Source organism: Microbacterium sp. JZ70, assembly GCF_053903225.1.
The window spans coordinates 2,881,200-2,894,991 of sequence record NZ_CP096405.1 but is presented as its reverse complement, the minus strand read 5'-3'; the positions used below and the strand labels follow the sequence as shown (position 1 = coordinate 2,894,991).

General features: G+C 71.5%; 8 protein-coding genes. 3 read left to right on the top strand and 5 right to left on the bottom strand.

Going from position 1 to position 13,792, the window contains the following annotated elements; all coding sequences use genetic code 11:
- Positions 1-91 precede the first annotated feature (91 nt).
- The 5 genes from M1D46_RS13410 to M1D46_RS13390 form a co-directional block, all read right to left on the bottom strand.
- Positions 92-1,858: an ABC transporter ATP-binding protein gene (locus M1D46_RS13410; protein WP_456285791.1), complete on the bottom strand. Its 1,767-nt coding sequence runs from the start codon at positions 1,856-1,858 to the stop codon at positions 92-94.
- A gap of 130 nt (positions 1,859-1,988) precedes the next feature.
- Positions 1,989-6,986 carry a rhamnogalacturonan lyase family protein gene (locus M1D46_RS13405; RefSeq protein ID WP_456285790.1) on the bottom strand — a complete coding sequence of 1,666 codons (4,998 nt, stop codon included), beginning with the start codon at positions 6,984-6,986 and terminating at the stop codon, positions 1,989-1,991.
- Between the two features lie 131 nt (positions 6,987-7,117).
- On the bottom strand, positions 7,118-8,122 hold the full coding sequence (locus tag M1D46_RS13400; protein ID WP_456285789.1) for a LacI family DNA-binding transcriptional regulator: 1,005 nt from the start codon (positions 8,120-8,122) through the stop codon (positions 7,118-7,120).
- Positions 8,123-8,233: 111 nt separating this feature from the next.
- Entirely contained in the window at positions 8,234-9,199 is a 966-nt protein-coding gene (locus tag M1D46_RS13395; RefSeq protein WP_456285788.1) for an acetylxylan esterase, read from the bottom strand.
- A gap of 147 nt (positions 9,200-9,346) precedes the next feature.
- A complete protein-coding gene (locus M1D46_RS13390; RefSeq protein WP_456285787.1) occupies positions 9,347-11,557 on the bottom strand; it encodes an NADP-dependent isocitrate dehydrogenase in 2,211 nt (736 codons plus the stop codon).
- A gap of 161 nt (positions 11,558-11,718) precedes the next feature.
- On the opposite strand from M1D46_RS13390, the gene M1D46_RS13385 reads away from it, so the two are divergent.
- From M1D46_RS13385 to M1D46_RS13375, 3 genes are read left to right on the top strand one after another with little or no spacing between them, the layout of a single operon-like run.
- Positions 11,719-12,258: a VOC family protein gene (locus M1D46_RS13385; RefSeq protein WP_282978558.1), complete on the top strand. Its 540-nt coding sequence runs from the start codon at positions 11,719-11,721 to the stop codon at positions 12,256-12,258.
- On the top strand, positions 12,248-13,045 hold the full coding sequence (locus M1D46_RS13380; protein ID WP_456285786.1) for a MerR family transcriptional regulator: 798 nt from the start codon (positions 12,248-12,250) through the stop codon (positions 13,043-13,045). The genes M1D46_RS13385 and M1D46_RS13380 overlap by 11 nt, the downstream gene beginning before the upstream one ends.
- A gap of 23 nt (positions 13,046-13,068) precedes the next feature.
- Entirely contained in the window at positions 13,069-13,791 is a 723-nt protein-coding gene (locus M1D46_RS13375) for a DUF1361 domain-containing protein (RefSeq protein WP_456285785.1), read from the top strand.
- Position 13,792 lies beyond the last annotated feature (1 nt).

Below are 13,792 nucleotides of genomic sequence, written 5' to 3'. Positions count from 1 at the left end.
GCTCCTTCGCATAGGGCGCCCGGTGGGAAAGCGCTTGCCGACAGGGTATCGCGATTCGGCCGCGCGAGCGAGCCGAGGCGCCGCTCGCGGGTCAGAGCGCCTGGGTCAGGTGGAGCCGAGCGTAGCGGCCGTCGCGCGCGAGGAGCTCATCGTGCGCGCCCTGCTCGACGATCCTGCCCTGCTCGAGGACGACGATGCGGTCAGCGCTGCGGACCGTCGACAGCCGGTGCGCGACGACGAGCGTCGTCCGCCCCGACATGAGGCGATCGAATGCCTCCTTGACGAGTCGCTCCGACTCGGGGTCGAGGGCGCTCGTGGCCTCGTCGAGCAGGAGGATGCGCGGGTCGCGCACGAGCGCGCGGGCGATCGCGATCCGCTGGCGCTGCCCGCCCGACAGGCGCGCGCCGCGCTCGCCGACGATCGTGTGCCATCCGTCGGGCAGCGCGTCGACGAAGTCGAGCGCGTTCGCGTCGCGCAGGGCCGCGCGGATGCGCTCGTCGTCGGCGTGCTCCAGCCCGTACGCGACGTTGTCCCGGATGGTGCCCTCGAACAGCACGGACTCCTGCGGCACGACCGACACGTGACGGCGGACGGTCCGCAGGTCGAGCTCGCGCGTGTCGGCCCCGTCGAGCAGGATGCGACCGCCCGTGGGGCGCACGAAGCCGAGCACGAGGTTGAGCATGGTCGACTTGCCCGAGCCTGACGACCCCACGAAGGCAACGGTCTCGCCGGGGCGGATGTCGAGCGAGACGTCGCGGATCGCGTCGACGTCGGCGTCCGGATAGCGGTGCGTCACGTTCTCGAGCGCGATCGCGCCGACGACGGCATCGACACGTCGCCGGCCCTCGTTGACCTCGATGTCGGGCTCCTCGAGCACCTCGGCGATCGAGCGCACCGACTCCATCCCGCGCGCGGCGACGGGGAGGAGGAGCAGCAGCTGCGTCATCCCCTGCGTGAGGAGCGCGAAGTACGACGACAGCATGACGACCTCGCCCGGCGTGATCGGGACGATGCCCGTCAGCGCGAACACCGCGGCGAGGACGAGGCACGCGGCGCCGAGCAGCTGCATTGCCACCCACGACATCGACGCGATGCGCCCGTTGAGCAGGTCGAGCACGAAGCCCGCGCGCCGCACCTCGTCGGCGCCTGCGGCCACGCGCGTGACGGCCGTCTGCTCGAGCCCGTGCGCGCGGGTGATCGGGATGAGCGAGGCCATCTCGCCGACGCGCGCCGAGAAGCCCTCGACCTCGCGCCGGAAGCGCTCGTTGCTCGCGCGCGAGCGGCGGGAGGTGCCCCAGCGGATGAGCACGGCGAGCGGAACGGCGAGGAGGTAGATCGGCAGGAACTGCGGCACGACGAACGCGGTCATCGTCACGGCGCCGAGGAGGACCATCGCGGCCGACAGCAGCGGGTGCATGACCTGCTGCAGCATGACCTCGATGTTCTCGACGTCGCGGACGACCTTGGTCTGCACGACCGATGCGCTCTGGCGCGTGTGGAAGCCGATCGACAGGTTCTGCAGCCGCTGGGCGAGCGCGTTGCGCAGCTCGGCCCCGGTGTCGCGCACGACCGTCATGAACATCCGCGTGTACACGATGTGGTTCGGGTAGTTCTGCAGCAGCAGGAGCGCCGCGACCGCGAACCAGCCGAGCACGTGGATGACCTCGCCGTCCGACGCGACGATGTCGACGATGGCGGCCGTGACGACCGGGAGCGCCCACAGGGGGATCTCCTTGAGCGCGAACGCGCCGACGGCCACGGCCATCCGCCCCTTCCGCCGCAGCAGCAGGCGGACGACCGAGCGGGCGGGGTGCGATCCGTCGATGCGGACGGGCCGGGGAAGCGATTTCTCGGTCACGTCAGCCATGCTACGGCCGTCGTGGGCCATCCGGCCTCGACGCGAGACGGGGCAGGGCTCGTCGAGCCCTGCCCCGGAACGCGTCGAAGGAACGCCCGATCGCCGCACTTCGCGGCGACCGGGCGCCGGGTCACTTCACGGTCACCCGGATCTCCTTCGTCTCGGTCTCGCCCGCGGCGTTCGCGAGCACGGCGCGGTACACGTGCTCGCCCGCGGCTCGGCCGGTCAGGTGCGTCGACGCGGTCTGGGCCTCCGGCGTCGCCGCCGTGAGCTCCTGCTCGTCGACGAGCTGCCCGTCCTCGTACAGGCGGTACGACGTCGCGTTCGTGCCCCACCAGAGGTTGGCCGTGACGGTGTAGTCGCCGTCGCGGTCGTGGTTGTCGTGCGAGAGCACGGCCGTGCCGGGGTTCGCGTCGACGACCTTCACGGTGACCGGCTTGCACGGGGTCGTGCCGTGCTGGTTCACGAGCTCGCACGTGTACTCGTACGTGCCGTTCACGCGGCCCGTCACCTCGAACGAGAACTCCTGCGCGTCGGGAGTGCGGTCGGCGAGGTGCGCCTCCGTGAGGAGCTCGCCGTTCTCGAACAGGCGGATGGTGTGCGCGTTCTGGCCGTGCCACAGGTTCATCGTGACGGTGTAGTCGCCGTCCTTCAGACCGTAGGCCCATCCGCTCGTCGTCGAGAGCACGCCCTTCGCGGGCGCCGCCGTCGCCGGCCCGGGCACGACCTCGGCCGGTGCGGCGTCGGTCGTGTAGGCCAGGCGGGGAGCGGCCGGCGTCTCCATGCCCTCGCCGAGGTAGTAGCTCGTGTGCGGCGGCTGGTTGTATCCGGTGAGCTGCCACGCGACGGCGAGGCGGTACTGCGCGTCCGACATCAGGGTGCGGAGGCGGTGCTCCGTGACGTCCGTCGTCGTGAAGATGCGCAGCGCCGTCGAGTCGGTCGTGCGGTACACGAGCTCCTCGCGCCAGTCGCCGAACAGGTCGGCCTGGAGAGCGGGGTTGCCCTTCGTGTCGTTGTTCGTCAGGACGCCCTCCGGCTCGAAGATCGGCACCTCGACGCCGTTCTCGTAGTCCCACTTCGACACGACGGGCGAGCCCAGGCGCGTCGTCGTGTCGAACGCGTGGTCGACGATCTCGCTGAGGAGGTCGCCGTCCCACTGGGCGACGAAGTTGGCGGCGGGGATGGCCGTGGAGATCTCCTCGCCCGACACGTTGCGCAGGGTGCCCACCCGGGAGTCCCACGCCACCGTGCCGCCGATGTTCCAGCCCTCGGCGCCGTCGTAGCGCGGATCGATGTCGGCCATCGCGCCGCGGCCGGTGTCCTTCGTCGCGGGGACCGACCACAGCACCTCGCCGGTCGCCGCGTCGCGGTAGGTCGCGCCCATGCTGCCGGACCGGCCCATGTCCTCGTGCACGGCGTAGACCTCGAGGCCCGGGCGCGCCGGGTCGAAGTCGCTCACGTGCTCGGCATCGCCGTGGCCGAGACCCGTGGAGTACAGGCCCGTTCCGTCGTCGTCGATCGTCGCCGATCCGAAGACGATCTCGTCCTTCCCGTCGGCGTCGACGTCGGCGGAGATCATGGCGTGGTTGCCCTGACCCGCGTAGTCGCCGTTGCCCTTCGTCGAGGAGTCGAACACCCAGCGCTGGCTGAGGCTCTCGCCGTCGAAGTCGAACGCGGCGATCACCGCGCGCGTGTAGTAGCCGCGCGAGAACACGACGCTCGGGTGCTCGCCGTCGAGGTACGCCACGGTCGCGAGGAAGCGATCGACGCGGTTGCCGTAGCTGTCGCCCCACGCCGCGACGTCGCCGCGGCCGGGCACGTAGTCGATCGTGTCGATCGCGCGGCCCGTCGTGCCCTCGAACACCGTGAGGTACTCGGGTCCGGTGAGGATGTAGCCCGACGAGTTGCGCCAGTCCTTGCTGCCGTCGCCGATCACGGTGCCCTGGCCGTCCTCGGTGCCGTCGGCGGTCTTCACGACCACCTCCGCGCGGCCGTCGGAGTTCAGGTCGTAGACCATCGGCTGCGAGTAGTGCGCTCCCGCTCGGATGTTGATGCCGAGGTCGATGCGCCACAGCTGCGTGCCGTCGAGCTCGTACGCGTCGAGGTAGACGTTGCCCGTGTAGCCGGCCTTCGAGTTGTCCTGCGAGTTCGTCGGATCCCACTTGACGACGTACTCGAGCTGGCCGTCGCCGTCCAGGTCCGCGACCGACGTGTCGTTGGCGCGGTAGGAGTACGGCTGCCCGTCCTTCGAGTACGCGTCGGCCGGCTTGTTCAGGGGGATGTCGAGCGACTGCCCGTCCTCCCACGGCCGGAACTCCTCGGTCGCCCAGAACGACACCCCGTCCTCGACGATCGCGATGCGGTACGTCGAGTCGGCCGAGCCCGCTGCATCGAGGTAGTTCGTCGTGTCGACGATCGGCTCCTCGGTGATGCGCTCGCCGTCGCGGTAGACGTGGAACGCGGCATCCTGCGCGTCGTCGCCCAGCAGGCGCCATCCGACGTAGACGCCCTGCTCCTGCGCGACGGCCACGGGGGCGCGATCGAGCCGCTCGGCGGCCCGATCGAGCGTCGTGACCGCGGGCGTGGTGACGGGCTCGGAGGGCTCGGACGCCCCGCCCGCGTTCACGGCCTGCACGCGGTAGGTGTACGCGATCGTCGTGAGGACGTCCTCGTCGACGTACGCGGGCTCATCCGCCCGCGCGATGACCTGCCACTCGCCCTTCTTGTCCTGACGGCTGACGAGATAGAACAGCGCGCCGTCGGACGTGTCCCACGAGAGCGCCACGGAGTTCTTGAGCACGTCGCCGTAGGCGAGGCCCGTGGGCGCCGCGGGGACCGCGACATCCGGGTCGATGACCTCGACCTCGACGCCGACCGAGGGCACCGACTCGTCGCCCCGCGCGGTCACGGTGGTGACGGCGTAGGTCGCGGTCTGGCCGGGCTGCGCCGTCTCGTCGACGAAGGAGGTGCCCTCCGTCTCGCCGACGAGGACGGTGCCGTCATCGGTCGTCCGGTACAGCCGGTAGGCCGCAGCCTCGGGCGCGGCATCCCAGGACAGCGCGGCCGTCGCGGACGCCCCGTCGAATGCGAGGTCGTCGAGTCGGATGGCCGCGGGCGCGACGAGGATGGGCGTGAGCGTGAGGCCGTTGAGGTGGCCGGTCGCTCCCGAGATCACGGTGCTGAGCTGCCCGTCGCTCACCGTGATGCCGTCGATCGCCTTCGTCGTGCTGCCGCGGCTGACCGAGAGGCCGCCCTCGTCGCTGCCCTCGATCTCGAGGTTCGTGCGGACGGTGCCGAGCAGGTCGCCGACCGTGACGCTCGCCGAGTACTCGCCGTTGGGCACGTCGACGGCGAACTCGTAGCTGCCGTTGAAGTACGCGACGAAGTCGCGCGCGACGTCGTCGCCGGCCGATGCGCCGCGGTCGCGGTCGATCATCCCCGTCGGGTCGACGATGCCGTAGCCCCGCTCCGCCGAGTAGACCGTGGAGCGGTTGACCTCCGTGTAGCCCGCGCCGACGGGGGCGCCGGCCGGCTGGAAGTCGTAGCGGTACGCCGCGGCGCGGGTGGTCGCGGTCACGATGTCGCTCGACGGACCCTCGCCGAGTCCGTTGACGGCGCTCACGCGGAAGTCGTACGCGCCGCCCTCCGCGAGCGAGCCGATGCTCTTCTGCGGCACAGTGGATGTCGCCGCGAGGGTGAACGCGTCGGCTCCGGCCTCGCTGCGGTAGATCCGGTAGATGTCGGCGCCCGCGGTCTCGTCCCATTCGATCGACACCGAGGTGCTGGAGGTTCCGGCCACGGCGAGACCCGTGACCGCAGCGGGGAGCTCGGAGGGCGAGGTGACCTCGACCGCCTCCGAGATGGGCAGGCCGAGCTCGGCCACGCCCTGCGCGACGAGGCGCGCCATCTGGATCGCGCCGTACTCCTGGAAGTGCGTGTTGTCCTGCACGCCGTTCGGGCGGTTCGGGTACACCCCGGGGTCGGCGTAGAGGAAGACCGACTTCGCGGCCTCGGCGCCGATCGCGTCGAGGTAGGCGCGGCTCGAGGCGGAGAGATCGACCAGCGGGACGTCGAGCTCTGCGGCGACGGCCTTCATCACCGCGACGTACTCGGGGAAGCTCTCGTTGAAGAGCCCCGTCTCGCTGTCGACGTCGAGCCGGTTCACCGGGGTCACGAGCACCGGGATGCCGCCGCGCTGGCGAGTGCCCTCGACGTAGATGCGGAGGTAGTCGTCGAACTGGTCCGGCGGCGTGTACCGCTCGGGCACGGACGCGGTCGCGTCGTTGTGGCCGAACTGCACGAAGACGTAGTCGTCGGGTCGCACGACGCGGAGGATCTCGTCCAGGCGGCCCTGCTGCACGAACGACCGCGACGAGCGGCCTCCGATCGAGCGGTTGTCCACGGCGACGGCGTCGGTGAGGAACTGGTCGATCATCTGACCCCAGCCGGCCTGCGGCTCCCAGTACGGGTCGTACGTCTGCACGGTGGAGTCGCCGGTGAGGTACGCGGTGGGCGTCGCCGCGGCCTCGCGCGGAGCCTGCGGCGTGATGACGATCGCGTTGATGTTGGCGGCTGCGCCCGTGAAGTCGAACGACAGCTGCCCGTCGACGAGGGCGATGTCGTAGTTCATCTCGAGGAAGGCGCCCGCGGCCTTCGAGGTCGTCTGGACCTTCTGGATCTGCTCGCTCGCGATCGCGATCTCGGTCGTGCCGCCGGTGTCGCCGGCGACGATCGAGACGGTGTAGTCGACGTTCGCGAGATCGACGACGAAGCTCGAGCCGCTCACCGTCGCGAAGTCGCCCTTCAGAGGGTCGCCGCCGCGGTCGGTCTCGGTCACCGTCGCGCCCGGGGCGAAGCCGAAGCCCGCCTCGGGGGAGTACGCCGAGCCCGCCGTGACCTGCGTGTAGCCGTCGGCCACGGCGCCGGGGCCGAAGTCGAATCGCACGGGCTGGCCGGCCGCCGCCGTGTCGGCCGGTGTCGTCGCGGCGTGCGCGGCGCTCGCGCCGCCGATGCATCCGAAGGCGACGGCAGCCGCCGTCGCGATCGCGAGGCCGCGCAGCGCGCGCGGCCCCCGGCCATCCGTCGGTTCGCCGGCGGGCTCGCCGGCGCGCAGGGTTCTGCCCTTCACATCAACTCCGATCGTGGGGGACGTCGTGCTTCATCGCACGGAAACGTTTCAGGAAAGCGCTTCCCGGGCACCATAGCGTCGGCGACGGCGACCGTCAAGACAGGATATGAAACGTTTTGACGCGCGGGGAGTCAGGCGCGCGTCGACGCCCGGACGACGAGCTCGGGCGCGAACACCTCGGCCGGCGCTGAGGCGGGCGCCGCGCCGCGCACGGCATCGACGAGCATCTCCGCGGCGCGGCGTCCCATCGCGCGCGCCGGCTGCCGCACCGACGTGATCGGCACGGCCGCGATCGAGGCGAAGGGGATGTCGTCGTATCCGACGATGGCGATCTCGCCGGGAACGCGGATGCCCGCGGAGACGAGGGCGTGGACGATCCCGCACGCGAGCTGGTCGTTGGCGGCGAACACCGCGTCGGGGCGCTCGGCCGCGGGCAGCGCGGCGATGCGCTCGCCGATCTCGGCGCCCACTCGCGGAGTCGTGCGCCCGCTGAGCGTCACGTCGAGCGAGAGGCCCGCGTCCTGCGCCGCCGCGGCGGCTCCGCGCAGGCGGTCGCGCGTCTGGCGCACCTCCTCGCGCGCGCCCACGAACGCGATCCGCCGCCGGCCGAGCTCGATGAGGTGCTGCACGGCCATCCGCCCGCCCAGCACGTTGTCGAGCGAGACGGAGGGCGTGAGCCCCTTCTCGTCGACGCCGTCCACGAGCGCGACGGGGATCTGCTGCGCGCGCAGGCGCTCGAGTGCTGGCGCGACGTCTCCGAACGGCGAGATGAGCATGCCCTCCACGTGCGCCTGCTCGAACAGCTCGAGATAGCTGCTCTCGCGCTGGGCGCTGTCGTCGCTGTTGCCGAGCATGACCTGGTAGCCCGCGGCCGACGTCGCCTCCTCGGCGCCCTCGAGCATCTCGGCGAAGAAGGGGTTGCCGATGCTGATGACGGTCATGCCGATGAGTCCGCTGCGCCCCGCGCGGAGCTGCTGCGCCGCACGCAGCGGCACGTACCCGAGCTGGTCGACGGCGGCGTGCACGCGCGTGCGCACATGATCGCTCACGGCCTCCGGCCGGTTGAGGGCGTTCGAGACCGAGCTGATCGAGACGCCGGCGAGGACGGCGACGTCGCGGATGCCCACCCGCTTCATCCGACCCCCGTCCCGCCGTCGTCTGCGACGGCTCGGTAAACGCTTTACGAGATCAGTGTGGCACAGCGCAGCGGCGGGCGACGCCAGGCGGCGCGGGCGAATGCCGTGTCGTCAGCCGAGGCGACGCCCGAGCCACGCCAGCTGCGCCGCGCGCTGCGCGCCGCCCCCGCCCTCGTGGTTGTTGAACGGATAGACCTCGATCTCCTTCTCCTCCGCGCCCCACGCGTTGAAGGCGCCGAACACCGTCGAGGGCGGGCAGATCGTGTCCATGAGCGCGACCGAGAACAGCGCGGGAGCCGTCGCCCGCGACGCGAGCGTGACCCCGTCGAAGTACGACAGCGTGCGGTAGACGTCGTCGATCCGGTCGCGGTGCGCCGAGAGGTAGGTGCGGATCTCGCCGTACGGCATCGAGTCGACGAGGGTCGTGGCGCGCGGGAAGTCGCACAGGAACGGCACGTCGGGCATGGCGCCCGCCACGTCGCCGGCGAGCGCCGCCGCTGCGATCGAGAGGCCGCCGCCCTGGCTTCCGCCCGCGACGAAGACCGGGAGCCCGGGTGCGAGCGCGCGAGCGGCGTCGACGGCGAGCGCTGCGTCGGTGAACGCGCGGCGGTAGTAGTAGGTCTCGGGGCTCTCGATGCCGCGCGTCATGACGCCCGGCGCCTGCGAGCCGCTGCCGTGCGGGTCGGCCGTGGCGCCGCCCATGCTCCAGTGGCCCCAGCCCTGGCCGCGCGTGTCGACGATGAGCCGTGCGCATCCCGCGAGCGGGAACGAGCCCACCTCGTGAGCGGGGCCGCGGCCGCCCGAGTAGCCGACGAACTCGACGACGATCGCACGGGGCGCGCTCGCGGCGGGCACCTGCCACCAGCCGCGGATGGTGTCGCCGCCGAAGCCCGCGAACGCGACGTCGTGCACGTCGACGAGCGTGAGGCCGGTGTCGACCGGCTCGACGCGCGGAGCCCAGGCCGCATCCCGCGACGCGGCGAGCGTGCGCTCCCAGAAGGCGTCGAAGTCATCGGGCACGGGGAGCTCGGGCCGGTACGTGCGGAGCTGGTCGAGGGGGAGATCGAAGTGCGCCATCGTCGGCGTTCCTCCTGAGGTCGGGGCTGCGGTGGAAGGACCGAGGGCGAGCCTAGCGCGCCGCGTGCGCGCGACGGAAAGCGCCATCCGGCCGGGTATGCGACGACGCCCGCCCCCGGCGAGGGGCGGGCGTCGTCGAGCGGATGGTCAGAGCGCGTCGATCGCGGCGTTGAGCGTCGCGGAGGGGCGCATCACGGCGGCCGTCTTCTCGGCGTCCGGACGGTAGTAGCCGCCGATGTCGGCGGGCTTGCCCTGGACGGCGAGGAGCTCCTCGACGATCTTCTCCTCGTCGGCGGCCAGCTTCTCCGCGAGCGGCGCGAACGCCGCAGCGAGGTCGGCGTCCTGCGTCTGCCGCGCGAGCTCCTGCGCCCAGTACAGCGCGAGGTAGAAGTGCGAACCGCGGTTGTCGATCGTGCCGAGCTTGCGACCGGGGGAGCGGTCCTGCTCGAGGAACGTCCCCGTGGCGGCGTCGAGCGTGTCGGCGAGCACCTGTGCGCGCGCGTTGTCGGTGGTCTGGGCGAGGTGCTCGAACGACGCGGCGAGGGCGAAGAACTCGCCGAGCGAGTCCCAGCGCAGGTAGTTCTCCTCGACGAGCTGCTGCACGTGCTTGGGAGCGGAGCCGCCCGCGCCGGTCTCGAAGAGGCCGCCGCCCGCCATCAGCGGGACGATCGAGAGCATCTTCGCCGACGTGCCGACCTCGAGGATCGGGAACAGGTCGGTGTTGTAGTCGCGCAGCACGTTGCCCGTCACCGAGATGGTGTCGAGACCCTGGCGGATGCGCTCGAGCGAGAACGTCGTCGCCTCGGCGGGCGCGAGGACGCGGATGTCGAGGCCGTCCGTGTCGTGCTCGGGCAGGTAGCGCTCGATCTTCCCGATGAGGTTCGCGTCGTGCGCGCGGGTCTCGTCGAGCCAGAACACGGCGGGCGTGCTCGAGAGGCGCGCGCGCGTGACGGCGAGCTTCACCCAGTCGCGGATGGCGGCGTCCTTCGTCTGGCAGGCGCGCCAGATGTCGCCCTGCTCGACCTCGTGGGAGAGGACCGTCTCGCCTGCGCCGTTGACGACGCGCACGGTGCCGGCCTCGGCGATCTCGAAGGTCTTGTCGTGCGAGCCGTACTCCTCGGCCTTCTGCGCCATGAGGCCGACGTTGGGCACGGTGCCCATCGTCGTCGGGTCGAGGGCGCCGTTCGCCTTGCAGTCGTCGATCACGGCCTGGTACACGCCGGCGTAGGACGAGTCGGGGATGACGGCGAGCGTGTCCTTCTCGGCGCCGTCGGGGCCCCACATGTGCCCGCCGATGCGGATCATCGCGGGCATCGACGCGTCGACGATCACGTCGCTCGGCACGTGGAGGTTCGTGATGCCCTTGTCGCTGTTGACCATCGCGAGCTCGGGGCCGTCGGCGAGGGCGCGGTCGAACGCCGCACGGATCTCGGCGCCGTTCTCGAGCTTCTCGAGGCCGGCGAAGATTCCGCCGAGGCCGTCGTTGGCCGAGAGGCCGGCCGCCTCGAGGTCGGCGCCGTACTGCGCGAAGACGGGAGCGAAGTAGGCCTTGACGATGTGGCCGAAGATGATCGGGTCGGAGACCTTCATCATCGTCGCCTTGAGGTGCGCCGAGAACAGCACGCCCTCCTGCTTGGCCTGCGCGATCGCGTCGGCGAGGAACGCGTCGAGCGCCTTGGCGCTCATGAAGGTCGCGTCGACGACCTCGCCCTCGAGAACCGCCACCTTGTCCTTGAGGACCGTCACCGTGCCATCCGCCGCCACGTGCTCGATGCGCAGCGCGTCGTCGGCGGGCGAGACGAACGACTTCTCGTTCGAGCGGAAGTCGTCGTGACCCATCGTGGCCACCGAGGTCTTCGAGTCGGCCGACCACGCGCCCATGCGGTGCGGGTGCGCCTTCGCGTACGCCTTGACGGCGCCGGGCGCGCGGCGGTCGGAGTTGCCCTGACGCAGGACGGGGTTCACCGCGGAGCCCTTGACGCGGTCGTAGCGCGCGGCGACCTCCTTCTCGTCCTCGGTCTGCGGGTCCTCGGGGAGGTCGGGGATGTCGTAGCCCAGCGCCTGCAGCTCGGCGATCGCGGCCTTCAGCTGCGGCACCGATGCCGAGATGTTGGGGAGCTTGATGATGTTGGCGCTCGGCTCGTTGGCGAGCTCGCCCAGCTCGGCGAGTGCGTCGCCGATGCGCTGCGCCTCGGTGAGACGCTCGGGGAACTGCGCGATGATGCGGCCCGCGAGCGAGATGTCGCGCGTCTCGAACTCCACACCGGCCTTGGACGCGAAGCCCGAGATGATCGGCAGCAGCGAGTACGTCGCCAGCAGCGGCGCCTCGTCGGTGTGGGTGTAGATGATCTTTGACATGGGTGAGGCGACTCCAGACGGTGGGGTGTTGCCGGGGAACGACGGATGGCACGCGGATGGCGCGATTCTGTCTCGACATCAAGATACCTGGTGGGCTCTGCGCGGACGAAAGCGGGACGCGACTTGACCCTCACGCAGCGTCAGGCTCGAGGGTGGAGCGCATGACCGACTACTACGATGCCTTCGAGATCAGCCCCGTGCCGCCGCGCGACCCCGACGCGGTCGCGCCCGAGCCGTTCCGCGGCATCTACGCGATGCCCTCCTTCGTCACCATCCCCGCGCCCGACCTGCCCGCGTCCGTGGAGTTCTGGACGAGAGGGCTCGGCTTCATCGAGCTGTTCAGCGTTCCGGGCGGGATCGTGCATCTGCGGCGCTGGGCCTTCCAGGACGTCCTCCTCGTGCCCGCGGGCGATGCCCCCGCGCCGCCTCCCGCGATGAGCGTCAGCTTCGCCTGCGTCCTCCGGCAGATCGAGCCGGTCGCCGCCGCGTGCCGTGCCCTCAGGGCGGACGCGGTCGACGGCCCGCGCGACACGCCGTGGGGCACGCGCGACCTCGAGATCCGGACGCCCGAGAACGCCCGGGTCGTGTTCACCGCGCCCCTGCCCTGGGACCCGGAGAGCGACGCCGCGCGCCACCTCGCGGAGCTCGGCATCACGGCGCCCGATGCGGCCCGTGAGCAGAATGGGGAGCATGCGCGATGACGTCGACGGCCTGACCGTGGGGCAGGCGGCTGCGCAGCTCGGGGTCACGGTGCGGACGCTGCACCACTGGGACGCGATCGGGCTGGCGAGCCCGTCGGAACGGACGCCGGCGGGCTATCGGCTGTACACGGCGCCGGACCTCGATCGGCTGCGCCGCGTCGCGATCTACCGCGAGATCGGCGTCGCGCTCGAGGACATCCGCGCGATCCTCGACGGCGCGTCGCCCGAGGCGGCGGGCACGCTCCGGGCGGCGCACGCCCAGCTCGAGGAGCGGATCGCGCGGCTGAACCGGCTCGGATCGGGCCTCGAGCGGATGATCGCCGCGCATGAGCGCGGCGTCCCGCTCGCGGACGAGGTGCAGCGGGAGGTGTTCGGATCCGGCTGGGACCCCGAGCAGGCGCGCGGCGCGCGCGAGGCCTACGGCGGCACACGGCAGTGGCGGCAGTTCGCCGAGGCGGCCGCCGACCGCACCGCCGAGGAATGGCGCGAGGTCGCCGACCGCGTCGCGGGCGTCGAGCGCTCGCTCGCGGACGCGATGGACCGCGGTGTCGCACCGGGCAGCGCCGAGGCCGATGACCTCGTCGAGCACCACCGGGAGGCGTTCTCGGCCTACTTCCCGCTCAGCCGCCAGATGCAGGTGTGCCTTGCCCGCCGCTACGAGGCGGACCCGGGGTTCGCGGCGCACTACGACGGCATCCGCGTCGGCCTCGCGGCCTGGTTCCGGCGCGCGGTCGACGAGAGCGCACGCGCGCGCGGGATCGACCCCGAGACGGCGGTCTGGGAGTAGCGGGACGCGACTAGGGTCGTGGCGTGGCCGTCCTCGTCGCGTGCATCGCCGTCGTCCTGCTCAACATCTACGCGATCGTGCTCGTGAGGCTCCGATCGGCGGTGTACGGCGTGCCGCTCTACCGGCCGATGCTGCTGAACATCGGCCTCTCCTTCGTTCCGGTCCTCGTCTCGCTCGTCGCGGTCGCCGGGCTCCTCGGGCTCCCCGCGCTGCTGTCGCTCACGGCGCTGCGGCCACGGGCCGCGGCGGTCGCGGTGTGGGTGTACGTCGTCGTGGGCGCGATCGTGTGGGTGCTGCTCTTCCCGAACTCGATCTATCTCATCACCGAGCTGAACTTCAGCCACCGCCGCGACGGCGACCCGGTGCCCCTCTGGTACGACATCGTGCAGACCCTGACGCTCACGCTCTCCGGCATCGCGAACGCGGTGCTCAGCCTCGCGGTCGTGCAGACGGCCTTCCTCGCGCTCGTCGAGCCCAACGCGCTCGGCGCGGTGCCCGCGCCGAGCTGGGCGCTCGCGGCGGTCATCATCGTGCTCGGCGCCGTGGGCGTCTACCTCGGGCGCTACCTCCGGTTCAACAGCTGGGATGTGCGCCATCCGGTCTCGCTGCTCCGCAAGCTGCGCGCGCACCTGCGCCAGCGCGGGAAGGCCCTCGAGGCGGGCGGGTTCGTGCTCACGCACGCGGTGCTCATCGCCCTCATCTACGTCCCGACGTACCTCCTCGGGTTCGGCGCCCTGGCCGCCTGAG